The organism is Bacillus sp. 2175 (assembly GCF_057812155.1).
This window is the reverse complement of record NZ_CM173819.1, coordinates 4547925-4572254: the sequence shown is the minus strand read 5'-3', so window position 1 is coordinate 4572254 and position 24330 is coordinate 4547925. Positions and strand designations below refer to the sequence as shown.

20 protein-coding genes and 2 pseudogenes are annotated in these 24330 nt (G+C 35.7%); 13 read left to right on the top strand and 9 right to left on the bottom strand.

The features are described from left to right. Positions 1-5 precede the first annotated feature (5 nt). The 11 genes and pseudogenes from ACXKY9_RS23750 to ACXKY9_RS23700 all read left to right on the top strand — a co-directional run bounded on the left by ACXKY9_RS23750 (position 6) and on the right by ACXKY9_RS23700 (position 11008). Positions 6-605 (top strand): annotated as a pseudogene (locus ACXKY9_RS23750) (IS607 family transposase). Further along, positions 602-1758: pseudogene (locus ACXKY9_RS23745) on the top strand (RNA-guided endonuclease InsQ/TnpB family protein). The pseudogenes ACXKY9_RS23750 and ACXKY9_RS23745 overlap by 4 nt, the downstream one beginning before the upstream one ends. Before the next feature lie 155 nt (positions 1759-1913). Continuing rightward, on the top strand, positions 1914-3020 hold the full coding sequence (gene menC / locus ACXKY9_RS23740; protein ID WP_176887172.1) for an o-succinylbenzoate synthase: 1107 nt from the start codon (positions 1914-1916) through the stop codon (positions 3018-3020). 255 nt (positions 3021-3275) lie between these two features. Further along, complete coding sequence (locus ACXKY9_RS23735; RefSeq protein WP_000822518.1) at positions 3276-3974, top strand: response regulator transcription factor; 699 nt, start codon at positions 3276-3278, stop codon at positions 3972-3974. After that, positions 3967-5073 carry a HAMP domain-containing sensor histidine kinase gene (locus ACXKY9_RS23730; RefSeq protein WP_000002610.1) on the top strand — a complete coding sequence of 369 codons (1107 nt, stop codon included), beginning with the start codon at positions 3967-3969 and terminating at the stop codon, positions 5071-5073. The genes ACXKY9_RS23735 and ACXKY9_RS23730 overlap by 8 nt, the downstream gene beginning before the upstream one ends. 82 nt (positions 5074-5155) lie before the next feature. Then, complete coding sequence (locus ACXKY9_RS23725) at positions 5156-6016, top strand: D-Ala-D-Ala carboxypeptidase VanY (RefSeq protein WP_000759395.1); 861 nt, start codon at positions 5156-5158, stop codon at positions 6014-6016. A gap of 319 nt (positions 6017-6335) precedes the next feature. Beyond that, a complete protein-coding gene (locus ACXKY9_RS23720) occupies positions 6336-7436 on the top strand; it encodes an amidohydrolase/deacetylase family metallohydrolase (protein WP_000139960.1) in 1101 nt (366 codons plus the stop codon). Then, the gene (locus ACXKY9_RS23715; protein ID WP_000510106.1) at positions 7414-8517 is read left to right on the top strand and encodes a DgaE family pyridoxal phosphate-dependent ammonia lyase; all 1104 of its coding nucleotides are present in this window, start codon (positions 7414-7416) and stop codon (positions 8515-8517) included. Before ACXKY9_RS23720 ends, ACXKY9_RS23715 begins: the two co-directional genes overlap by 23 nt. Before the next feature lies 1 nt (position 8518). After that, positions 8519-9274 carry a 2-dehydro-3-deoxy-phosphogluconate aldolase gene (dagF, locus tag ACXKY9_RS23710; RefSeq protein ID WP_000181937.1) on the top strand — a complete coding sequence of 252 codons (756 nt, stop codon included), beginning with the start codon at positions 8519-8521 and terminating at the stop codon, positions 9272-9274. Then, the gene (locus ACXKY9_RS23705) at positions 9267-10283 is read left to right on the top strand and encodes a sugar kinase (protein ID WP_001227523.1); all 1017 of its coding nucleotides are present in this window, start codon (positions 9267-9269) and stop codon (positions 10281-10283) included. Before dagF ends, ACXKY9_RS23705 begins: the two co-directional genes overlap by 8 nt. Then, a complete protein-coding gene (locus tag ACXKY9_RS23700) occupies positions 10283-11008 on the top strand; it encodes a GntR family transcriptional regulator (protein ID WP_000539262.1) in 726 nt (241 codons plus the stop codon). The genes ACXKY9_RS23705 and ACXKY9_RS23700 overlap by 1 nt, the downstream gene beginning before the upstream one ends. Positions 11009-11062: 54 nt before the next feature. Here ACXKY9_RS23700 and ACXKY9_RS23695 read toward each other — a convergent pair. Continuing rightward, positions 11063-12222 (bottom strand): IS3-like element ISBth8 family transposase gene (locus ACXKY9_RS23695; RefSeq protein WP_087874946.1). Its coding sequence is split into 2 segments (ribosomal slippage): positions 11063-11964 and positions 11964-12222, totalling 1161 coding nucleotides; the frame shifts between segments, so codons are not numbered across the junction. A 192-nt stretch (positions 12223-12414) separates the two neighbouring features. On the opposite strand from ACXKY9_RS23695, the gene gntP reads away from it, so the two are divergent. Beyond that, positions 12415-13740: a gluconate permease GntP gene (gene gntP, locus ACXKY9_RS23690; protein ID WP_000356199.1), complete on the top strand. Its 1326-nt coding sequence runs from the start codon at positions 12415-12417 to the stop codon at positions 13738-13740. Positions 13741-13875: 135 nt separating this feature from the next. Here gntP and ACXKY9_RS23685 read toward each other — a convergent pair whose 3' ends face one another. Together ACXKY9_RS23685 and ACXKY9_RS23680 are read right to left on the bottom strand one after the other, a co-directional pair. After that, positions 13876-14547, bottom strand: a complete 672-nt coding sequence (locus tag ACXKY9_RS23685; RefSeq protein ID WP_000710356.1) for a YqeB family protein — start codon at positions 14545-14547, stop codon at positions 13876-13878. Between the two features lie 46 nt (positions 14548-14593). Further along, positions 14594-15184, bottom strand: a complete 591-nt coding sequence (locus ACXKY9_RS23680; protein ID WP_000132246.1) for a TetR/AcrR family transcriptional regulator — start codon at positions 15182-15184, stop codon at positions 14594-14596. Positions 15185-15440: 256 nt separating this feature from the next. Here ACXKY9_RS23680 and ACXKY9_RS23675 point away from each other — a divergent pair, with 256 nt between their 5' ends. Then, on the top strand, positions 15441-15635 hold the full coding sequence (locus ACXKY9_RS23675; RefSeq protein WP_001290395.1) for a YjcZ family sporulation protein: 195 nt from the start codon (positions 15441-15443) through the stop codon (positions 15633-15635). Between the two features lie 53 nt (positions 15636-15688). On the opposite strand, the gene ACXKY9_RS23670 is transcribed toward ACXKY9_RS23675, so the two are convergent. The 6 genes from ACXKY9_RS23670 to ACXKY9_RS23645 all read right to left on the bottom strand — a co-directional run bounded on the left by ACXKY9_RS23670 (position 15689) and on the right by ACXKY9_RS23645 (position 24250). Continuing rightward, positions 15689-17662 (bottom strand): FtsX-like permease family protein, encoded by a 1974-nt coding sequence (locus ACXKY9_RS23670; RefSeq protein ID WP_000144954.1) that lies wholly within the window; start codon positions 17660-17662, stop codon positions 15689-15691. Beyond that, positions 17659-18411, bottom strand: coding sequence for an ABC transporter ATP-binding protein (locus ACXKY9_RS23665; protein ID WP_000393250.1), 753 nt, complete (start codon positions 18409-18411; stop codon positions 17659-17661). Before ACXKY9_RS23665 ends, ACXKY9_RS23670 begins: the two co-directional genes overlap by 4 nt. 20 nt (positions 18412-18431) lie before the next feature. Further along, the gene (locus ACXKY9_RS23660) at positions 18432-20387 is read right to left on the bottom strand and encodes an ABC transporter permease (protein ID WP_000144974.1); all 1956 of its coding nucleotides are present in this window, start codon (positions 20385-20387) and stop codon (positions 18432-18434) included. A gap of 68 nt (positions 20388-20455) precedes the next feature. Next, complete coding sequence (locus ACXKY9_RS23655) at positions 20456-22435, bottom strand: ABC transporter permease (RefSeq protein WP_000145049.1); 1980 nt, start codon at positions 22433-22435, stop codon at positions 20456-20458. A 94-nt stretch (positions 22436-22529) separates the two neighbouring features. After that, entirely contained in the window at positions 22530-23552 is a 1023-nt protein-coding gene (locus tag ACXKY9_RS23650; RefSeq protein ID WP_000765341.1) for a sensor histidine kinase, read from the bottom strand. A gap of 2 nt (positions 23553-23554) precedes the next feature. Then, the gene (locus ACXKY9_RS23645) at positions 23555-24250 is read right to left on the bottom strand and encodes a response regulator transcription factor (RefSeq protein ID WP_000276738.1); all 696 of its coding nucleotides are present in this window, start codon (positions 24248-24250) and stop codon (positions 23555-23557) included. Positions 24251-24330 lie beyond the last annotated feature (80 nt).

Genomic DNA, 24330 nt, shown 5'->3' with positions numbered 1-24330 from the left:
TAATTATGAAACAATATAAACCAAAAGAATTTTCAGAAATGCTTAATGTCTCTGTTAAGACATTGCAAAGGTGGGACAATCAAGGTGTTTTAACTGCTTACCGAAACCAAAAAGGAAGATGATACTATACAGAAGAACAGTATAAGGAATATATGGGTATTCAAGAAGAAAATAAAGTAGGCAAAGTAGTTATTTACACAAGAGTATCAAATCCAGGTCAGAAAGATGATTTAGAAAATCAGGTTGAGTTTTTAAAAACATTCGCAAATGCACGAGGGATGATTGTAGATGAAGTTATCAAAGATATTGGTAGCGGATTAAACTACAAAAGAAAACAGTGGAATAACCTGATTGACAGTTGTATGGAAAGAAATATTTCGACTATCATCATTGCACACAAAGATAGATTTGTACGTTTTGGATATGAGTGGTTTGAAAAGTTTCTTCGTAAAATGGGAGTGGAAATTATGATTGTTAACAATGAAAAACTATCTCCTCAAGAAGAACTTGTGCAGGATTTAATATCTATCATTCATGTATTTAGCGGTAGAATATATGGGTTGAGAAAATACAAAAAGAAAATGTCGGAGGATGAAGATTTATGAAAAGAGCATATTTAATAGAAATCAAACCGACAACTGAACAAGTTAGTAAAATCCGTCAAACTATTGGGGTGTGTCGATATGTATATAACCTGTATATCTCTAAAAATAAAGAGGCATATGAGTCGGATGGGAAATTTCTTAGTGGCTATGACTTTTCTAAATGGTTAAACAACATTCATACAAAAGAGTGTGACCAGTGGATTAAAGAAGTGTCGAGCAAAGCGGTAAAACAAGCGATTATGAATGGAGATAAAGCTTTTAAGCGATTTTTTAAAGGTTTATCTAAGTTTCCACGATATAAAAAAAGAAGAAGCAAGATGTGAAGTGCTACTTTCCGAAAAACAACAAAACAGATTGGACAGTAGAAAGACATAGAGTAAAAGTCCCTACAATTGGTTGGATAAGGTTAAAAGAGTATGGATATATTTCAAAAAATACAACTGTAAAAAGTGGTACAGTATATCAAAGAGCAGGAAGATACTATGTGTCTATACTCTGTGAAGTGAAAGAGGTAAAACCAAATTCAATTCTCAATGCAGTAGGTATAGGAATTGATTTGGGAATTAAAGACTTCGCTGTACGTAGCGATGGAAAAACTCACAAAAATATAAATAAAACAGTACAAGTAAAAAAGATAGAAAAACGGTTAAAACGTGAACAACGCTCTTTATCACGCAAATTTGAAAATATAAGAAAGAGAGGTGAACAACCTGTTACTAATAAAAGAGCGAATATAAACAAAAATATTCTTAGGGTGCAACAGCTACATGCTAGGCTAGCAAATATTCGATTAGCGTATGTAAAGTCTATTGTAAATGATGTGGTGAAAACCAAGCCAATGTTTATTACAGTAGAAGATTTGAATGTGAAAGGTATGATGAAGAACAAACATCTATCTAAAGCTGTAGCGCAACCATGTTTTTATGCTTTTAAAACATGGTTATCAACGAAATGTAGGGAATATGGAATTGAACTACGGCAAGTGGACAGATTCTATCCATCTTCTAAAATATGTTCATGTTGCGGTCAAAAAAAGTCGGATTTAAAGCTGTCTGACCGAGTATATACATGTGATTGTGGAAATGTAATGGATAGAGATTTAAATGCATCTATCAACCTTTTACAAGCAAAAAAATATACAATACTAACGTAAATAGATTGTATATATGTACGGTGGGCTACATCGGAATTTACGCCTGTGGAGTGTCACAGCAAACTGTAGTAGCAAGTGATTAGCGAGGCAGGGCACGTAGAAGCAGGAATACTCTAAGAATATACATTTGTCTATATTTTTAGTAGCAGATGTAGGTGGAAATAAAAAAAGCGACACTTCATATAACAGAAATGCCACTCGTAATCCCGTTTGCTGCAAGCTACGGGACTTACGAAAAGCGTGAGAGTATCGTTATTGAATTAGAAGATGAAGATGGGTACATTGGATTTGGCGAAGTCGTTGCGTTCTCTGAACCGTGGTATACGGAAGAAACGGTGAAGACGGCGCTGCATGTACTGCAAGACTTTTTAATACCTGATTTATTAAAGGCTGAAATTTCTCATCCGAATGAGGTACCGGGTCTATTTCAACATATAAAAAGAAACCGAATGGCAAAGGCCGGAATTGAAGGGGCTGTTTGGGATTTATATGCGAAGTGTCAAAAGAAATCGTTAGCGACAGTGCTTGGCGGAACGAAGTCTGAAATTGAAGTCGGCGTTGTAATTGGGATCAATACGATTCCGGTTATGTTAAAACAAATCGAGAAGTACGCAGAAGAAGGATACGAGCGTTTTAAAGTGAAAATAAAGCCAGAGCATGATTACGAATTATTGAAAGAGATTCGAAAAGAGTTTCCGCATATCCCGCTAATGGCAGATGCAAATTCAGCATATACATTAGGGGATACGGAGAGGCTGAAACGACTAGATGAATTCCAATTAATGATGATTGAACAACCGTTAGCCGATTATGATTTTCTTGATCACGCGGAGTTGCAAAAGAAAATTGAAACGCCGATTTGTTTAGATGAAAGTATTCATAGTTTAGAAGATGCACGCGTTGCGATTACCCTTGGTAGCTGCCAAATTGTGAACGTTAAACCAGGGCGAGTGGGCGGATTAACAGAATCGGTTCAAATCCATAATTATTGCATGGAGCACAACATACCCGTTTGGTGCGGCGGTATGGTGGAGATGGGGATTTCAAGAGCACAAAATGTTGCGCTTGCCTCATTGCCGAACTTTACGATTCCAGGCGATATATCTGCTTCTAGCAGACATTGGGAGCAGGATATTATTTCGCCGGAAGTGACGCTTAAGGGCGGAAAAGTTATGGTGCCGCAAAGTGTTGAAGCTGAGTATGAAGTAGACCACGGAAGGTTGGCGGAGATCACGAAACAGCGAATTGTTTTGGAGCGGTAACTTGAGTCTTTAAAGTAGCGGGCGAATTTCGTTGTTAATTGTCGGTAAGTCGATATATTTCAATAATCGCTGATATAATGCGAGTTACGGTCGATATAATTGAGAAATCGCCGATATAATTCAAGTTATGGTCGATATATTTGGAAAATCGCTGATATAATTTTATTTACAAAGGTTACTCTAACGGGTAACCTTTTCGTATTGTACAAATTGGATAGACTAGTTTACAATCGAGCGTATAAAAGGGGGAGTAAAATGAAGCGCATTTCAATTTTAATAGTGGATGATGAGGCAGAAATTGCTGATTTAATTGAGATACATTTAGAAAAAGAAGGGTACCACGTCGTGAAGGCAGCAGACGGGGAAGAGGCTGTTCATATTATTGAAACGCAGCCAATCGACTTAGTGGTTTTAGATATTATGATGCCGAAAATGGATGGGTATGAAGTGACGCGTCAAATTCGCGCGAAGCACCATATGCCAATCATTTTCTTAAGTGCGAAAACGTCTGATTTTGATAAGGTGACAGGTCTTGTATTAGGTGCAGATGATTATATGACGAAACCTTTTACACCGATTGAATTAGTTGCGCGTGTAAATGCACAATTACGTAGGTTTCTTACATTAAATCAGCCGAAAGTAGCGGGGAATAAATCTGCTTTAGAGGTAGGCGGAGTTATTATTGATCCTGAGCAAAGAACAGTGAACGTCTATGGAGAGCAAATTGAGTTAACGCCGAAAGAGTTTGATATTTTATATTTATTAGCGAGCCATCCGAAGAAAGTGTATAATGTGGAAAATATTTTTCAGCAAGTATGGGCAGATGATTATTATGAAGGCGGAAATACAGTTATGGTACATATTCGTACGTTGCGGAAAAAGCTTGGGGAAGATAAAAGAAAAGATAAGCTAATAAAAACAGTGTGGGGAGTAGGGTATACTTTCAATGGCTAATATGATGAAAAGTTTTCGATTTAAAATGATTGCCTTATTTGCGTTAAGTATGGTGCTTGCAGCAACTGTAACTTATATAATTTATAAAGGATTGCAGCTGTATTATAAAACGATGGTTCGCTATGAAGAGCCTTTAGCGCAATTTAGGTCAGTGGTAAGGGAAGTTGGAGACATTAACTTCTTTTTAATTTTCTTTATTCCGTTATCTATTATCTTTTTCTTCTTTTTGACAAAACCGTATTTAAAGTATTTTAGTGAGATTTCTAACGGGATTCATCATCTTGCGAACGGTAACTTTACGAATAAAGTTCAAGTTTCATCAAACGATGAGTTTGGAGATATCGCACGTGAAATAAATGTTGCGAGTGAAAAGTTAAAAGAAGCGGTGGAAAGAGGAGACTTTGCTGAAAGTAGTAAAGATCAGCTCGTTGTAAACTTAGCTCATGATTTAAGAACTCCATTAACATCCGTGTTAGGGTATTTAGATTTAATTCTTAAAGATGAGAATTTAACAAAAGAACAAATTAAACATTTCTCCACAATTGCATATACGAAATCGCAAAGGCTCGAAAGTTTAATTGATGAGTTATTTGAAATTACACGTATGAATTATGGCATGCTAAAGCTAGATAAAAAGCCGATTGATATAAGTGAACTACTTATACAGTTAGATGAGGAATTGTATCCTTTATTAGAGAAACATCATTTACAAGCTAGGTTGAATATTGATCCTCATTTGCCAATTAACGGTGATGGAAAATTGTTAGCTAGAGTATTTGAAAACTTGTTAACAAATGCCGTTCGATACGGATATGATGGGCAATTTGTTGATCTGAATGGGTATATCGATAATGGAGAAGTTGTCGTACAAGTTATGAATTATGGAGACAGCATTCCAGAAGAAGATTTACCGTATCTTTTTGATATGTTTTATACAGGTGATAAATCGAGAACTGAGAACCGTGGCGGGACAGGCCTTGGACTGTTTATTGCGAAAAATATTGTTGAGCAGCATAACGGTACAATTTCTGCTGAAAGTAATGTAGTTAGAACAATGTTTGAAGTGCGATTGCCAAAAGACGAGAACTTAACAATTTAATAAAAATTTAAACTTTACCCCACTTTTTATTTTAATAGTTTTTTCTATTCTATACGTAAGTTACGTTAAGGAGGAACTAGAAATGAAAAAGTGGGTATTTATTTCTTTTTTTATAGCATGCACAGTATGTGTAGGCTTTTATATATCACCGTTATTTCAAAAGGAAATCGATGTTAAAATTGTCGGAAAAGATGAGCTAGTAAAGGCGGCAAATACCGAGAGGAAAGAGATTACGAAGGAACAAATTTATAAGGGTGATTTATTATTAGTTAATAGGGATTATCCAGTAAAAAAAGATAGTATTAGGTCTGATATTATAAATGTAAATCATAATAGTGAATTAGTAAGAGGCTACGTAATATTTGATAGAAATCTTCGTTTATCAAAGTATGTTGTAAAAAAGTTTTTGAACGTTGTCGATGCGGCTGGAAAAGATGGCGTACAGCATTTCTTAATGAGTAGTGGGTATCGAGATTTTAAAGAACAAAGTAAATTATATAAAGAAATGGGATCTGATTACGCGCTTCCAGCAGGATATAGTGAACATAATTTAGGATTATCACTAGACGTTGGATCAACGCAAAAGAAGATGGAGAAAGCGCCTGAAGGAAAATGGATCGAAGAGAACGTATGGAAGCATGGCTTTGTATTACGTTATCCGAAAAATAAAAGTAACATTACTGGAATTCAATATGAGCCATGGCATATCCGTTATGTTGGCCTACCTCATAGCGCAATTATGCAAAAAAAGAATTTCACACTAGAGGAATATTTAGAGTTTTTAAAAGAGGAAAAAGAGGTTTCAACTGAAGTAGAAGGTAAGAAATATACTGTTTCTTATTATAAAGTTTCTGAGAATACGAAAGTGAACGTTCCAGCAAACAAGCAGTATGAAATTTCCGGGAACAATATGGATGGGGTTATTGTGACGGTTCAGGAATAGAGAAAAAAGGCTGTGCCATTTGGGACAGCCTTTTCTTATATAAGAAAGGAATTGAAGTTTTTTTGTCGGTAAATCGATATTCCTTGTCGAATCGTTGATATATTGTAAGTTATGATAGATATAATTGAAAAATCGTTGATATAATTTCCTATACTATTACCATTTTGGAGGAGCATCTTTTTATTCACTTTCAAACATTATAACGTTATATTTACTTCTCCCTTTTTTTGTGTTACGCTAAACGTGTGAAAGACATATAAAATGAAACTTTAATGTAAGCGTATTCTTATGGCTTCTTATAGAAAAGGGTGGAAGTACAATGACAGAACGATTCGTACTACGTAATGTAAAACGTGTGAACGGGGAAGAGATTGACATTGTAATTGAAAATAATAAAATCGCACAGGTGACGAAAGCTGGTGCTGGCGAGGGTGGAAAGGTTCTTGATTACTCTGGTACTTACGTATCGAGTGGTTGGATTGATTTACATGTTCATGCTTTTCCGGAGTTTGATCCGTATGGCGATGAGGTGGATGAAATTGGCGTTAAGCAAGGGGTAACGACAATTGTTGATGCGGGTAGCTGCGGTGCTGATCGTATTGCAGATTTAGTAAAAAGTAGAGAGCAGGTAAAAACGAATTTATTTGCCTTTTTAAATATTTCTCGTATCGGTTTGAAACGAATCGATGAATTATCCAATATGGAATGGATAGATAAAGAGAAAGTAATAGAAGCAGTAGAAAAGTATAAAGATGTAATCGTTGGGTTAAAGGCGAGAATGAGTAAAAGTGTCGTTTGTGATAGCGGAATTGAACCGCTTCATGTTGCACGCTCTTTATCTCGTGAAACATCATTACCAATTATGGTACATATCGGTTCAGCGCCTCCTCGCATTGAGGAAGTTGTACCTCTTTTAGAAAAAGATGATGTCATTACACATTACTTAAACGGGAAAGAAAATAATTTATTCGATGAAGAAGGCAAACCGCTACCTGTATTACTAGATGCAGTGAATCGTGGTGTTCATTTAGATGTTGGTCACGGTAATGCTAGTTTTTCTTTTAAAGTAGCAGAGGCGGCGAAGCATCACGGTATTGCTTTTAATACAATTAGTACAGATATTTACCGGAAGAATCGTATACACGGTCCCGTGTATAGTATGGCTCACGTTCTTTCGAAATTCCTTTACTTAGGTTATCCGCTAGAAGAAGTAATTGACGCGGTTACGAAAAATGCAGCAGAGTGGCTGAAAAAACCAGAGCTTGGCCGCATTCAAGAAGGAGATATTGCAAACTTAACTTTATTTACAGTGAAAGATGAGAAGGTTACGTTAATTGATTCAGAAGGGGATCAGCACATTGCTGAAAGAAGGATTGATACGAAAGGGGTTGTAATCAATGGGTCATTCATTGAATGCTAAGTACGGATTAAAAAGAGTAATTAATGCGAGCGGTAGAATGAGTATTTTAGGTGTATCCGCTCCTACAGATACAGTTATGGATGCGATGAAACATGGTGGACAAAATTATGTGGAAATTGCTGATTTAGTAGATAAAGCGGGAGACCATATTGCGAGAATTCTAGATTCAGAGGCAGCGGTCGTTGTGAACTCAGCATCGAGTGGCATTGCGCTTTCTATCGCTGGTATCGTGACGGAAGGAAATCGCCGTAAAAGTGAAAGACTTCATCAAGAAGTAATCGCGAAAAACGAAGTAATTATGTTAAAAGGTCATAACGTTCAATACGGTGCTCCAGTTGAAACGATGATTTATTTAGGCGGCGGTAAGCTTGTTGAAGTGGGTTACGCAAATGAAGGGAAAGCAGAGCATATTGAAGATGCAATTGGTGAAAATACAGCAGCGATTCTGTATGTGAAATCACATCATGCAGTGCAAAAAAATATGATTTCTGTTGAAGAAGCATGGGAAGTAGCGCAGCGAAATAACGTACCACTTATCGTTGATGCGGCAGCTGAAGAAGACATTCAAAAATATGTGAAGTATTCAGACCTTGCCATTTATAGTGGTTCAAAGGCAATTGAAGGACCTACTTCTGGTATTGTTGGCGGTAAACGAAAATATATCGAATGGCTGAAAGTGCAATTACATTGCATCGGAAGAAGTATGAAAGTTGGGAAAGAAACAACTTTCGCCTTACTTCAAGCGCTTGATGAGTACGGCGTAAAAGAAGATAAAAGTGAGCAAGAAAAAGAATTGCTACAAGTACTTATGCCGCTAAAAGAATTAAAAGGTGTAAATGTAACGATCGTTCAAGATGAAGCTGGAAGAGCAATCTTTAGAGCACGTATTCATATTAGCGAAAAAGAGTTAAATAAATCGGCAAAAGACGTTGTGACAGCATTACGCGAAGGGGAAATCGCAATCTATACACGTGATTACGGAGTAAGACAAGGATTCTTTGATATTGATCCACGTCCACTTCAAGGTGATGACATACATGTAATTGAAGAAAAATTGAGAGAAATTGTAGGGGGAAACTAAAATGACAAATATTCAAAAACGTTTTTATAAAGGCCGCGTAGCATTAAATGTATTAGCGAACAATACCCGAAATGCGAAAGATATTTTTGAAGCAGCAGAAGGGTATGTAGTAGTGGGGGTATTATCAAAAGACTACCCAACAGTAGAAGAAGCCGTTACAGCAATGAAAGCATACGGAAAAGAAATTGATGACGCTGTATCAATCGGACTAGGAGCAGGAGATAATCGCCAAGCGGCAGTTGTAGCTGAAATTGCGAAGCATTATCCTGGCAGCCATATTAACCAAGTGTTCCCTTCAGTTGGAGCGACACGTGCAAATCTTGGCGAAAAAGATAGCTGGATTAATAGTTTAGTATCCCCAACAGGAAAAGTGGGTTACGTAAATATTTCTACTGGTCCAATTAGCGCAGCTGGAGAAGAAAAAGCAATCGTTCCAATTAAAACAGCAATTGCACTTGTACGTGATATGGGCGGAAATTCATTGAAATACTTCCCAATGAAAGGTTTAGCTCATGAGGAAGAATATCGCGCAGTTGCGAAGGCTTGTGCAGAAGAAGGATTTGCATTAGAGCCAACAGGCGGAATTGATAAAGAAAACTTCGAAACAATTGTACGTATTGCGCTTGAAGCAAACGTAGAGCAAGTTATCCCGCACGTGTACTCTTCTATTATTGATAAAGAAACTGGTAACACGAAAGTAGAAGATGTTCGTGAATTATTAGCAGTCGTGAAGAAGCTAGTTGATCAATATGCGTAAGAAAATTGCAGCGTTTGGCGAAGTAATGATGCGCATGCAAGTACCTGGATATGAATTGTTGTCGCAAGCTAACACGTTAAATTACTCATTTTCAGGTACAGGTGTGAACGTTGCAGCGGCACTTTCTCACTTAGGGCATGAAGGGCTTCTTATTTCAACTTTACCGGAAAATTCGGTTGGAGAGGCAGCTGTATCTTACATTCAAAAGTTAGGGATTCAAACTTCTCTTGTTTCAAGAGGCGGTAAATATGTAGGTATGTATTTTTTAGAAAATGGATTCGGTGCACGTGCAAGCCGCGTTACGTATTCGAATCGACTAGAAAGTAGCTTCAATACGGCGTCTGAAGAGATGTACCAATTTGAAGAAATTGCTAAGGAAATTGATATCGTTCATTTTTGCGGTATTACACTTGCGATGAATGATACGGTGCGCCATCATATGAAGTCTTTAGCGAGAGCAGTTAAAGAAAACGGAGGAACCGTCGTTTTTGATTGTAATTATCGTCCATCACTTTGGGGAGAAGACGGATATGAACAGGCAAAACCGCATTATGAAGAAATGCTGGGACTTGCTGATATCGTTATGATGAACGAAAAAGATGCAATGTTCGTTCTTGGAATGAAAACAGAAGAGACAGAGCGAGAGGCGCAACTTGTTGATCTTATTCCAAAGGTTGCTGAAACATATCATATCGCTACAATCGCTGGTACACATCGCTCTATTAATAGTGATAATACACACTCGCTACGCGGGTTTATATGTAAAGATGGTGCGTTCACTTTTGCAAAAACACTTGCGTTTTCTGTATATGATAGAATAGGTGCTGGAGATGCTTATACGAGCGGGATTATTCATGGCGAGATAGAAGAGTTTGCACCAGAGAAAGCTGTTTCATTTGCGTCAGCAGCTGGAATGCTTGCACATACAATCGTCGGTGATACGCCCATGTCATCAGAGAAGGATATACTTCGGGCAATGACGGCATCAGTAGGTGATGTAGAAAGGTAGTGGGTGTAACGGTGAACGTAACGAGGAAAAAAGGACCATTATATTTACAAATAAAAAATATTATTCGTGATCGAATATTGCATGGTGTATATGCGATTCATACGAATATTCCTTCTGAACCGCAGTTAGAAGAAGAGTTCAAAGTGAGCAAAATTACAGTGCGTAATGCAATTAAAGAACTCGCTCAAGAAGGATATTTAGAAAAGAAAAGCGGTAAAGGAACGAAAGTTATCCGTAATACTTCTGCGACAAAGTTGTCAAAAGGTAAGAAATTTACAGAAGTGTTAGTGGAAGAAGGATATAAAGTACAAAAGAAATTGCTAAAAGCAGAAATCGTTCATAATGAAGAAGGAACGGTGCCATTTCGATTATTCGGCAAGGAGAGTTTTCGTATTGAACGTTTATATACGTTAAATGATGCACCTTACATTCATTATACGCACTATTTCTCAGCAGGAATGGCAAGTACAGATTTATCGGACTTTGACTTGCAATCGCTTTATGATTTAGTTGAAGACCGAGGCATTCACTTAGAAAACTTCAGAGATGAATTCGCTGTTGGACTCGCGCCTAGTTTCGTTGCAGAAGCGCTAGGTGAAAAAGAGGGGACAGCGTTATTAAAACGTATGCGCTATTCTTATGATGAAGTTGGCGAAGTAATTGAATATAGCGAAGGCTACTACAATACAGAAATGCAGTATTATGTAGTGAATTATGACGTATAAAAAAGAGGGGATGTTGGTCATCTCCCTGTCAAGTAGACAGAAATAAAAAGAGTATTATGCCACGGCCTTTTCCCGATATTCTATCGGGGAAAGGCCGTGAAGTTTTTCTTGGAATCTTTCTGTATTATAAAATTGAATATATTCTTGAATTGCTCGGTAGGCCATTTCATATGTTTTTGGGCACACTAAATACAACTTCTCTGTTTTTAAATGTGAGAAGAATGATTCGATACACGCATTATCAAAACAGTTTCCACGTCTAGAATGACTACCGACAAATCCTAATTTCTCTAACTGTTTTGCGTAGGATTTAGATGTATATTGAAACCCTTGATCTGAATGGAAAAGGGGCTTAGTAGTTAATGACTTCCCTTCTAATTGACGTAATGTAGTTAAAACCAAATCTAAATCATTTCTTGAAGATAGCTTCCAGGCAACAATTTCATTGTTGTATAAATCTAACACAGCCGACAAATAGGCAAATTGTTCTCCGATTCGTACATAAGTAATATCTGTTACGAATTTTTGATTTTGCTTTTCAGCTTGAAACTCTCGATTCAAATGATTTTTAAATACCACAGATGTTTTTCTTCCATAAAACGGACGTTTTTTTCGAATGATAGATTGAATACCCAGCTCTCTCATAAGACGACGAACACGTTTATGATTCATTACCATTCCTTCTCGAGCCAAAGCACGAGTCATACGTTTATACCCATAGTAAGGGTGCTGACGATGAATAGATAAAATATGTTCTTTATGCCACATATCCCTTTTCTGACGTAAACGCTGCACGTTATGATATTTCCGCCATTTATAGTAGCCAGCCTTAGAAACTTCCGCGATTTGAAGCAACCATCGGAGTGGATAGGCTTGGCGTAATGAATCGATAAGAGAAAATCGTTCTTTCTTTAGGACCATTCCTTCCCGTGTAGATTTGGATTGCGCTTTTTTAAATACTCAACCTGTGCCTTCAAATAAGCATTTTCTTCTTCTAGACTATTAAAATTCTTTCGATTCCAGACACCACGTTGATCATCAAAGGACTCCCCTTGTTGCGCACGTTTTACCCACTCAATAATCTGGGCATCGCTCTTCACACCGAGTTGTTCACGAATTTCTCGCAATGATTTTCTCTCTTCTAATCGAAGACGAACTGCTTCTCGCTTTAGTTCTTCTGTATATTTTTGAAATGATTGTCCTTTTCTTGCCATAAAAAAATCCCCTCCAGATAAAACAGTATTGAGTCCATCATATCAGATGGACTCTTTTTTTACTGTCTACCTATAGGGGATAATACCATGTTCCCTCTTTTTTTATAAAGTAAAACTTTAATTAGTGGAGGAGGGCATCATCCACTAATTATTAGCTCACACCAATCGGGATAAAAGTAAGGGGAATGAGAGATGGATATATACTTATTAATCGTCACGTTACTTGCGATCACAATTGTTATTTTAGGGGTATCATGGTGGAAATGGCATGCATTTATTAGTTTAACAGTTGCGAGTTTATTTTTAGCTATTATGTCTGGACTGAATGTAACGAAAATAGTGGCTGCCTATGAAACTGGTGTTGGTAGTGTACTAGGGCATTTAGTTGGTATTTTAGCACTTGGAACAATTTTAGGAAAAATGATGTCCGATTCAGGGGCAGGCATGCAAGTTGCAGATTTCTTTATTCGATTTTTCGGTGTAAAAAAATTACCTTGGGCTATGTTATTTGCAGGGTTTGTTATAGGGATTCCCGTATTTTTTGAAGTGGGGATTGTCATTTTATTACCACTCGTTATTTCAATTCGAAAAACGACGAAGCAAAATATATTATTAATTGCGTTACCTGTCATTGCAGGATTATCTATTGTTCACGGGCTCGTACCACCACATCCAGGGGCGATGACAGCAATCGGTATTTATAACGCGAACTTAGGAAAGGTACTTTTATATTCATTAATTATCGCGTTACCAACAGCCATTATCGCAGGCCCAATATTTGCAAAGTGGGTACATAAGAGGGTTATACCTGAAAATGAACCGGAGCTTGTTCGAGTTACGACAGTATCAACTGATTTGCCAAGTCGTAAAGTTTCATTCTTTATTATTTTATTACCAGTTGTATTGATGATTTTATCAGTAGTTGCACCATATATTTCATTACCGAAAAAATTGACTGAATTTTTTGTGTTTATAGGGAGTCCAGTAATCGCCTTACTTATTTCATGTTTCGCAGCATTTTATTTACTTGGTATCAAACAAGGTATTAATAAAAAGATGATTAAAAAATTAACAGATGAAAGTTTATTGCCTGTCGGTTCTATTATTTTAATAATTGGTGCAGGCGGTGGATTTAAACAAATATTAATTGAAAGCGGCGTTGGAACAGCTATTGCACAAATGGCAGAACATATTTCGTTATCACCAATTGTATTAGCTTTCATGGTAGCTGGTTTAATTCGAATTGCAACAGGTTCAGCTACAGTAGCATTAACGACAGCAGCAGGGATTGTTTCACCAGTTATTCAGCACATGTCTGGTGTGAATTTAGAGTTGCTAGTTATTGCAACCGGTGCAGGATCATTAATGTTTTCTCACGTAAATGATGCAGGGTTCTGGCTTGTAAAAGAGTATTTAGGTTTGACGGTGAAGGAAACATTTAAAACGTGGACGGTACTCGAGACATTGTTATCATTTATTGCATTTGGTTTTGCTCTTTTGTTGAATATGTTTCTTTAGGGAGAAAAGCCCATTTTAATTAATAAAACCCACAGGAGAAATTCAATTTCTCTGTGGGTTTTGCTATTTTTTAATCGTAGTTACTTACAAATATACAGGGCAAGGTGCTTTTTATATCTTTTTTCTATTGTCCTATTATTTAATAGAACGGACATACTGATTTTCTCCATCGTCTTTGACAAAGACTCCTAGCTCATTCAAATCTTTGCGTAAATGCTTCTTTTTTTTCGAGTTTCCTTCTCGAAGGGCATTTCGTCTTTCATACAAAATAGTATTTATGCTTTTATTAAATCGCGCATCCTCTAATTTCCATAAGCTATACTCATGTTTATAAGGATCTTGTTCCACCCAGGGGAAGTCGTGCATTAAGAAAGTATCTTTAATTTTGCTTGGGGTAATGTCAGATGTTTCACGTAACCATTCTCGGTCTTCTTGATCAATGATAACCACTTGACGCTTATCTACAAAAACGGCTTTTACATTTGATCTGGTGATTTGTTTCTTTTGATCGTCCTTATTCACGTGAATGCTTTCCGAAGTAATGTTCATTTTTAAAGCTTCACTATAAATAATTAAAGAAAATAAAATTCCTGCAATAACACCAATTAGCATGAGGATAATAGGAAGCCAGAAGGGATTAATAAAATTTAAAAGTTCTATAATTTTTGAATCAGAAAAGAGAGGAATCTTTTTTATAATCTCTATTAATTTAGGTGAAAAATATCCAATAACGCCTAAAAGGATTGGACTTACTATAGCAAGTAACTTTTCTAAAAAACCTAATCCAATGACAGATGCCTTTTTCATGTGTAGTTCATCCTTTCTTATATATATTTTTTAACCAGGGCATGTTTTAAATAGTGAGTTTTTTCACCATTTTTATGAGCTCATCTGAGTAATTTTCTATGGATATAGATGAATTTGCCTTCAACATTCTTTCTTCGATTGCTCCTAAAATAAATGAAGCTAATGTGTCGGTTTGAAAAGAGTTAGAAAACACGCCATTTTGTTGTCCAGTCTTCAAAATATCTAATAACATCGTTCTAAGAGCATCCTCTTCGTCGTCTTCGATTCTGTAATAAGGAATGTTCTCTTCATTTCTTGCATTAAAGACAATCTCAATTAAGGCAATATTATTTTTGTAATGAGTTTCTTGATAAGCCAAGTGTGCTTCAATAAAAGCCTCTAGTTTATTTATTTCAGATTGAGCTAATAGTACTCGATTACTAATAAATTCATGTTGTTTGGCAACTAAAAATTGTAATGTACGGTTCATAAGGTAAAGCTTATCATTAAAATGATAAGAAATAAGTCCGGTACTAATCTTAGCCTTTTTTGCCACCTTCGTTAAGCTCAAGTTGTTATATCCAACCTCTTCTAATGTATCAATACATGCAAGAATAATTTGTTCACGCCTAGCCTCTGCAATAAAAGAATCAGTCACGCTATTCAACTCCTGATTTATATAATTTGAATGTATAATCAAAAAATTGATTGATCGTTCAATTAAATATTAGTAAGAAATTATTAGTATGTCAAATGTTTTATACCTACATCTTGATAAGGCTCATTTTCTGAAACAAGCCCGTTTTTAAGAAAGCCAAGCTTCCTATTCGCCCTGAAAACATACTATAAATGGAATCCCCTCATTTAGAACAAGAGGAACTTGTTATGAATGATACTAAAGGAGGAATAGGGTAATGAGCGAAAAGTGTGAACACAGACATGATGATTGTAACCGCAGACATGGTTGCGGAGGCGGTTTTGCGCTTCTAATCGTATTGTTTATTTTATTAATTATCATCGGTGCTAGCTGCTTCGGCGGAGGCGGCGGTTGTGGTTATGGCGGTTACGGCGGCTACGGATATGGTGGCTACGGCGGATATTGCTGCTAATTATTAAAAACTATTGAAAATGGCCTTGTGCAATACGCACAAGGCCATTTTATTCATATTTTTATATGCTGTGATAATTTATTAATGTACAGAGAACGGATTAAGAAGAAGAAAATGATCTCGATAATCCCGAAAAAGGTGAGTACGATACATGTCTCTTTTAGTAAGGAGAAAGAAAACATGCTTTGTAAAAACTTAACCGCAAATAATGTGTGAACACCAGCAACGATGTAAGGAACGAAAAATAAAATTCCTAATTGAATCGTTGCAGAGCGAAACATTTCTGATTCAGTTAAGCCAAGCTTTGTAATCGTAATATACTTTTGTCTTTCAGTTGTTAAGTCATTATACATACGGAAGTATAGAACACTAGCCGCACCGATAAAGAAAATAAAGCCGAGAAATGCCCAAATAAAGAATTGAGCAACTGCATTTCCTTTACCGTAAATGAGTTCATCCGTAGCCGTATGTATGAAGAAAGGAACTTGAGCGTTCTCTTCTGTATGCTTTTCGTAGAACTCACGCGCATCGCCACTAATAACACGTAACATATTTTTGGTTGGAACGATTGCATTTTCCCAGTTTTCTACGAAGTAGTTATAGATTACAGTTGTTTCAATATGAGGAATCATATTATCAAATACATAATCTTGTACGACAGCTAAATGTGGGAATGCAAAGGATGGTTCGATTCCCTTATTAATAAACCCTTTAATATGAAATTCTTTTTTATTAGACCCGAGTGTAATCGTATTTTGCTTTGCAAATGGATTAGATACGAGATCGAGAAGTTCTGGTGAGTGCCGAGAAATAATATAAACTTCTGTAGAATCGATTGTTATTTCCGGTCTTTTCAATTGTTTAGCAATTGCGTTATAATCACTCATCTTCATAAGCATAATATCTTCTTTGGAAGCTGTATCTTTTAATACTGTAAACTTATATTTTTTGTAAAGAAAATTATTAGTTGTAAGCTCCGTTTCAATTGTAGAAATATGCTTTTGTTCAAGGGAATTGTCACCTTCTGATGTATACGTGAAGGGAACGGGATATCGCTCTAATACTGATGCCTTCGTATTGTTATTAGCGGCGAATAATCCAATAATAATCGTAAATGCAAGTGCAGATAGCATAGAAACAATAAAGAGTACATTAATATTACTGCGTGTACGAGAAACTAAATCTGAAATCCATAACATATTTATTTGTTTCAAATAAAACTTTCTGCGCTTCTTTAAAATATAGATGAAAAGAAGGAATGTTTGTGAAAAGAATAAATATGTCCCGACTATTACGAGCGGTAAAATAGATAACATAATAAAAAAGACAGATCCATTTTGCACATTTTTTTCCGTTACGTAGCCTCGCGGATAACCAGCGATATAATAGCATAGCCCTAAACAAATTAAAGCGAATAAAGAGATGAGTATAGATGGTCTTTTTTCAGCTGGCATTTTCTTGTTCCCTTTAATGAGGTGGGCTGTCTTTCGAGTACGAATAAACATTGGTGTAAATGTAGAAACGATTAAAAATAAAATGATAAACGTTACGGTTGTAACGATAATCGCTTCTGTTGGCCAATATAAATAGAGACCTTTCGCACTTGTTAATTTCGAAGTGACTAATAAGAAAAAGTTAGAAAATACAAGTCCACCTTGAATGCCGATAAAGATAGATAATATCCCAATTATCATGTTTTCGGTAAATAACAATCTTTTTAATTGTCTCTGTGAGATACCAAGAATAGTGAGTATCCCGAATTGCTGCTTCCGAACATTTAAAAATGTTCCAATTGAATATAAGAGAAAGAAGAACGAGAACATAACGATCACAAGTTGTGCTGTACTAGCTAAGTTCATTAGAGGATCACGTTCTTGAAAGCTTTGTACACTCTGTAAGCGCGGATGATACGCGTATACAGTAAATGAAAAGAAAACCATGATAGAAAAAGCACTACTTACAAAGTAGGCGAAATATGCTTTCGAATTACGTGAGACATTTTTAAATGCGAATTGCCAAAATGTCATCCACGTCTTCCTCCTAATAACGCTAGAACATCTAATATTTCTTGATAAAATTTCTCGCGATATAATCCGCGGTGTAGTTCATTGTAAAGCTCTCCATCTTTAATGAAAATAACACGGTTACAATAACTTGCTGCAAACGGATCGTGCGTAACCATTAAAATCGTTGCATCTTCTTCTTTATTTAATTTCGTAAATAACTCCATTACGTCAATTGCCGCTTTTGAATCTAAGTTTCCTGTCGGTTCATCGGCTAGTAAGAGAGAAGGGTGATGAATAACAGCACGTGCTACTGCGGTACGCTGTGCTTGTCCCCCAGAAACTTCAAAAATACGCTTGTCCAAAATATGATCAATTCCAAGCTTTTTTGAAATGTTATCAAGCTTTTCATCCATTTCTTTTAATGGAACATTATCTAATGTTAAAGGTAGTACGATATTTTCACCGATTGTTAGTGTATCTAGTAGGTTAAAGTTTTGGAAAACAAATCCTAACTCTTGTCTTCGGAAAATAGCTAACTTCTCTCTACGAAATGTGTGCGGTTTTTTTCCGTTAATCACGACATCACCAGAAGTCGGAGAATCGATTGTAGAGATAACGTTTAAAAATGTAGATTTTCCGCTACCAGATGGTCCCATAATGGCAACGAATTCCCCTTTATCCACGTGTAAATTTATATTTTTTAAAGCAGTATGAGGGACTTTCCCCTCATATACTTTTGAGACGTTTTTTATGTGTAATACTTCTTCCATAGTAATCACCTTTCTACTTTTTAAAACTTAATGTGTTGTGATAATTTTTGCATATAAAAGGAACGAATTAAAAGGAAAAATAAAATTTCAACTGTTCCAAAAATCAACAGTACGACTGTAATTTCAGCGAAGAACGAGAGATGTAATATTTCTTGTAGCATCTTTGTCGCAAACATCGTATGGATTGATGCCATAATGTAAGGTACGAAGAAAAGAATCGCAAGCTGAATTGTCGCTGAACGTTTCATTTCAGTCTCAGTTAAGCCGATTTTCGTAATCGTTATATATTTTTCTTGCTCATTTGTTAAATCTGTATACATCCGGAAGTAAAGAACACTGCCAGCACCGATAAAGAAAATAACTCCTAGGAAAGTACCAATTAAGAAGAACGAAGCGACATTTAGTTTTGTCTTATATAGAGAATCGCTCGCTTCACTTGCATGGAAAGGTGGATGCTCTGCTTGAATTGCTGCATTATCGTTATGGATTTTTGTTATAAACGATGAACCGATATTATGTGCTTTTTCCCAATCTGTAACTTTAAAGCTATATACACTCATTTGTTTTGAAACGTTGGATAATGCTTCTACATTTTCATCAGATAGTATGAGCAATTGGTATATTAAGCGATTTGGGAATGGGTTATAACTTTTATATTCTTTCACTTGTAGTTGTAAATTGTTTTGAGTAAGTGTAAGAGTATTTTTGTTGTCTTTATTATGAAGCGTTCCAATAACTTGATCATCTAAGTCTTTCATAAGAATATAAGATTCATTCTTATTGACCGTGAGCGTTTCCCAATTTAAAGCCTTAGCAAGTACATTATAGTCACTTTGTTTAATGGCATAATAGAGCTGCGTGTTATCTTCAGCCGAAGATACTTCATATATATCCGTTTTAAATTTTGTATAAGTAAAGTGCTCTTCATTAAATTTCTGCTCTAACCAGTTTAAATGTTCATCAGCTAACGTATTTTCAGTATGTGATAAATAAGTAAACGGGAAAGGGTTTTGTCTAATTTCATCAAACTTTGTAAACTTCCCGAATCCATATAAGAATGTAATCATTGTAAAAGCGAGCGTCGATAGCATCGCTACAATAAAGAGCATGTTAATGTTTGTCCGAATACGTGATGCTAGATCTGAAATCCAAAGCATATTAATTCGTTTCATATAAAACTTTCTTCGTGTTTTTAAAATACGAATAAGTAAAAAACTAATTTGTGAAAAGAAAAAGTATGTTCCAGCTGCAATAAGCGATGGGATGACAAATATACTAGAGACGGCATATAAAAGCCCAATTATGTCACCTAGCGACATAAAATACAGCGGATTTGCGGCTAACGCATATCCACATATTAAACAGGTCGCACCAAATAGAGAGATGAGCACGGATGCTTTTCTTTCTTTTTGTTGTTTTCCTTCTTTTAAAAGACGTACGGCTTTTCTCGTGCGAATGAGCATCGGTGTAAAAGATGATACGAGAATGAAGAGGCCGAGAAAGATGATGATAGTTAAAACGATAGCACTTGTAGGCGGATATAAATATAAACCAGGTACGTGTGTAATTTTGGCGGTAACTAACAAAAAGAACTGTGAAAAGACAAGTCCAAGTTGAATGCCAAAAAATATAGAAAGAGCACCAATTAACATATTTTCTATAAATATGAGTCGCTTTAATTGTTTTTGAGATATGCCAAGCACTGTTAAAATCCCGAACTGTTTTTTTCGTACTTTTAAAAACGTCCCGATTGAATACAGTAAAAAGAAAAATGAAAAGAACACAATGACAACTTCTGAAATTGTCATTAATATGTTCAGAGAAAAATTCACGTCTGTCATATGCAATTTAGGATGAAATAAATAAACTGCAAATGAGAAAAAGATTGCGATGGAGAACGCACTGCTTACAAAATAGGCGAAATAAGCTCTGGCGTTTCTTGTGACGTTTTTAAATGCAAACTGCCAAAATGTCATTCACCTAAACCTCCTAATAGGGTGAAGATGAAAAGAGTATGAGAGATACTCTTTTCATCAAGTTTGTTTTAAATATTTTGTCCACTCGTGTAATGTGATAATTTTTGCATATAAAGTGAACGAATGAATAAGAAAAATACGATTTCAACGAATCCAAAAATAATAAGAACGGCTGAAACTTCTTTGAACAGAGATAAACCAATTACATCTTGTAGCATTTTTGTTGCGAACATTGTATGAATGGATGCCATAATGTACGGAATGAAAAATAAAATACTAAGTTGAATGGTTGCAGATCGTTTCATCTCTGTATCTGTTACACCGATTTTAGAAATCGTTATATATTTCTCTTGTTCGTTCGTCAAATCCGTATACATTCTAAAGTAAAGAACGCTACCAGCTCCAATGAAGAAAATAACTCCTAAAAATGTCCCGATTAGGAAGTACGCGGCACTACCTGATGTTATTTTGTATAACGATCCTGCTGATTCAAAGGAACGAATAAGAGGCCCTTCATACTGGTATTTATTTCGATCTTTTTGTACCTTTTCTATAAAATTATCAGCAATTTCATATGTCTGTTCCCAGTTTTGAATTTTGTAATTGTATGCTGATATATGTTTTACGGTGTTAGGTAAGTTATTTACGATAACATCAGGCAACACTATCGTTTGATATGAAAAGTCAGATGGGATTGCGTTTACATGCTCATAGCCTTTAACTCTTAATTTCGTATTTGTACTAGAGAGTGTAATGTAATCTCTATTGTAGCTTTGCTCAAATTCGTTGAATATGGTGATATAAGATGTCCCTGTTAACACATATGCTTCGTTATCATCCATAAATAGTTGTTTCATTCGTAAAGAATTCGCAAGTTTGTTATAGTCACTTTGCTTAATTGCGTATACGTCATTATAAATAGCTATATCTTTATCTTCTTTTAGTGGTGTTTCATATATATCAGCTTTTATTTTTTGATAAGGGAAATGCTCTTTTTGTAATTGTTGCTCAAGCCAATTTAAATGCTCTGTAACAAAAGGGTTCGCATCATACGAGAAATAAGAAATTGGGAAAGGGGAAGTTCTATTCACCTCTAGCTTAATAAATTTCCCGAATCCATATAGGAACGTGATCATTGTGAAAGCAATTGTAGAGAGCATCGCTACAATAAAAAGCATATTAATATTCGTCCGAATACGGTTTGCTAAATCTGAAATCCAAAGCATATTAATCCGTTTCATATAAAATCTTCTTCTTTTCTTTAAAATATAAATCAGTAAGAAACTAATTTGAGAAAAGAAAAAATATGTTCCTATTGTAACAAGCATTGGGATAACGAAAATACTCGAAACCATATATATAACACCGATTTGCGGGCTTACTGATACGAAATATTTAGGATTTCCAGCTAACGCATAACCACCAAATAAACAAATCGCACCAAATAATGAAACAAGTATGGATGGTTTTCTTTCTTTTTGTTTTCCACCATTTGTTTTTAAAAGGTGTACCGCTTTTTTTGTACGAATAAGCATTGGTGTGAATGCAGATACAATGATAAAAAGACTAAGGAAAACAATGGTTGTTAAAATAAACGCGTTAGTAGGACCGTATAAATATATTCCTGGAACATGCGTAAGTTTGGCTGTTACTAATAAAAAAAATTGAGAAAAAACAACTCCAAACTGCATGCCGAAAAAGATAGATAAAATCCCGATTAACATATTCTCCATAAAAACAAGACGATGTAATTGTTTTCTTGATATTCCTAAAATGGTCAAAACACCAAATTGTTTTTTTCTAACTTTAAAAAAAGTACCAATGGAATATAGTAAAAAGAAGAAAGAGAAAAATACAATTACTACTTCTGAAAATATCATTAATCCTGAAATTTCAGAGGTCATGTCAAAGTTTTGTAATTTCGGATGGAATAAGTAAACAGCAAACGAAAAGAACACAGCAATGGAAAAGGAACTACTTACAAAGTAAGCAAAATAAGCTCTCGAGTTGCGCGTGACGTTTTTAAATGCAAATTGCCAAAATGTCATAGATTATACCTCCGGCTAGAAGATATAGAAGTAGTTGTATTGCAAAAAATGTATGAGAGTGTGTTCTCATACATTTTGCTTGCATATGTTACGATCATGCTTCGGTCACCTTCTCCGTATGTTCTGCTTGATTATTTGCAGCGTTGTGGAAGATGATTTTAATCGTCGTTCCTTTACCAACTTCAGAATCTAGTTTGACAGAGTGACCTAAATAATCACAAATTTTACTTACAATATAAAGCCCCATACCAGTAGATTCTCCGAATGCGCGACCGTTTTTCCCAGTGTAAAATGGTTCAAATACTCTTCGAATATCTTCTTGCGGAATACCAACACCTTCATCACGAACTTCTAAAATAATATCCTTTCCGTTTCGGTAAGCAGATAAGAAAACTTTCTTTCCGCGCTCACCAGAGTAACGAACAGCATTTGTCATTAACTGATAGATGATAAATTTTAGCCATTTCGCATCAGAAGCAACTTTTAAATCAGAATGGACTTCTAAAACAGGGAAGACACCATTACGAATGAATAGTTCTTTTAATCCGTTAATATTTTTTGTTACCGTATCTTTTAATGAAATCGTCTCAACATGGAAATCTTCATGGAAGTTATTTAACCTAGCCATGTATAAAGCCATATCAAGCCCTTGGTTTAGACGCTCTAATTCTTTTTTAAACTTTGGAATTAAATGCTCGTCTTCCATTTCTAGCACCATAAGCTGCATAACAGAAACAGGTGTCTTCATTTGATGTACCCAGTGGTTAATGAATAATTGATGTTCTTGTTGTTTTACTTCATACGATTGTAGTTCTTTTTGGAAGAGGCGGTACTGCGTACGCACGAGTTCATTGACACCGTGAGGCATCGGAGCAGTTGCTCTTTCAATAAACGCATCTTCCATTTTTTCTGGTTGCTCGCTTAATCTATGGTACATTCTACGATTGCGAACGTAACGGTAAGCGAGGAAACAAATAAATAAATATAAACTTAAAACGACGAAATAAAATTTATTGTTTTGAAATCCATCTACTGCATCATAAAGAACGAAAATGATACCGAAGTTTAAAACGTACAGTAGGAAAAATGCAAAATGATCACGTAAAAATAGCTTCATGCTTATTCACTCCAAGTTGCGTTAAAGCGATATCCAAGTCCACGTACTGTTTCAATAGAGTTCTCAATACCAAGCTCATTAAACTTTTTACGAAGACGCGTAATGTTTACGTTTAATGTATTTTCTTCAACGAAGCTTTCGTCATCCCAAAGCGCAGCTAATAAATCTTCACGGCTTGCTGTACGAGGGAATTTAGATAATAACATTTCAGCTAAAATAGCTTCTTTTTTCGTTAAAAGAACTTGTTCAGATCCGAAGTGAATTTCAGGACGTTCTGGGAATAGTTTTAAACCTTCTACTTCAACGATACGTTCAGAAATATTTGGTGCATAATCACCGTAAATACGGCGTAATTGTCCTTTAATTTTTGCCATTACAACGTCGTAGTGGAATGGTTTTGTAATGTAATCATCCGCACCGCTTTCAATTGCCATAATTTGTTCCATCTCACCAGCACGCGCTGAAATGAAAATAATTGGACAAGTAGATTCATGACGAATTTGACGGCACCAGTAGAAACCATCGAATTTCGGTAAGTTTACATCAAGTAAAACAAGATGTGGTTTCACAGCGTTAAACGATTCCATAATATCATCGAAATTCTCTGCAACAACAGCTTCATAACCGTACTTCTGAATGTGAGATTGCAGTAATGATGAAATATTTGGATCGTCTTCAACGATTAAAATTTTATACATATGTATATTCCTCCTCAGAAAAACAATTGTAGCTATAGTGTATCATGTGTTTCAAGTCTTTTCATTATGTTGAAAGATAA

What these genes read in the sequence shown, in the direction of transcription:
- ACXKY9_RS23735 (WP_000822518.1), top strand. Translation starts at nt 3,276, where the DNA reads ATGAAGCGCATTTCAATTTTAATAGTGGATGATGAGGCAGAAATTGCT.
- ACXKY9_RS23730 (WP_000002610.1), top strand. Translation starts at nt 3,967, where the DNA reads ATGGCTAATATGATGAAAAGTTTTCGATTTAAAATGATTGCCTTATTT.
- ACXKY9_RS23725 (WP_000759395.1), top strand. Translation starts at nt 5,156, where the DNA reads ATGAAAAAGTGGGTATTTATTTCTTTTTTTATAGCATGCACAGTATGT.
- ACXKY9_RS23720 (WP_000139960.1), top strand. Translation starts at nt 6,336, where the DNA reads ATGACAGAACGATTCGTACTACGTAATGTAAAACGTGTGAACGGGGAA.
- ACXKY9_RS23715 (WP_000510106.1), top strand. Translation starts at nt 7,414, where the DNA reads ATGGGTCATTCATTGAATGCTAAGTACGGATTAAAAAGAGTAATTAAT.
- dagF (WP_000181937.1), top strand. Translation starts at nt 8,519, where the DNA reads ATGACAAATATTCAAAAACGTTTTTATAAAGGCCGCGTAGCATTAAAT.
- ACXKY9_RS23705 (WP_001227523.1), top strand. Translation starts at nt 9,267, where the DNA reads ATGCGTAAGAAAATTGCAGCGTTTGGCGAAGTAATGATGCGCATGCAA.
- gntP (WP_000356199.1), top strand. Translation starts at nt 12,415, where the DNA reads ATGGATATATACTTATTAATCGTCACGTTACTTGCGATCACAATTGTT.
- ACXKY9_RS23685 (WP_000710356.1), bottom strand. Translation starts at nt 14,547, where the DNA reads ATGAAAAAGGCATCTGTCATTGGATTAGGTTTTTTAGAAAAGTTACTT.
- ACXKY9_RS23675 (WP_001290395.1), top strand. Translation starts at nt 15,441, where the DNA reads ATGAGCGAAAAGTGTGAACACAGACATGATGATTGTAACCGCAGACAT.
- ACXKY9_RS23670 (WP_000144954.1), bottom strand. Translation starts at nt 17,662, where the DNA reads ATGACATTTTGGCAATTCGCATTTAAAAATGTCTCACGTAATTCGAAA.
- ACXKY9_RS23665 (WP_000393250.1), bottom strand. Translation starts at nt 18,411, where the DNA reads ATGGAAGAAGTATTACACATAAAAAACGTCTCAAAAGTATATGAGGGG.
- ACXKY9_RS23660 (WP_000144974.1), bottom strand. Translation starts at nt 20,387, where the DNA reads ATGACATTTTGGCAGTTTGCATTTAAAAACGTCACAAGAAACGCCAGA.
- ACXKY9_RS23655 (WP_000145049.1), bottom strand. Translation starts at nt 22,435, where the DNA reads ATGACATTTTGGCAATTTGCATTTAAAAACGTCACGCGCAACTCGAGA.
- ACXKY9_RS23650 (WP_000765341.1), bottom strand. Translation starts at nt 23,552, where the DNA reads ATGAAGCTATTTTTACGTGATCATTTTGCATTTTTCCTACTGTACGTT.
- ACXKY9_RS23645 (WP_000276738.1), bottom strand. Translation starts at nt 24,250, where the DNA reads ATGTATAAAATTTTAATCGTTGAAGACGATCCAAATATTTCATCATTA.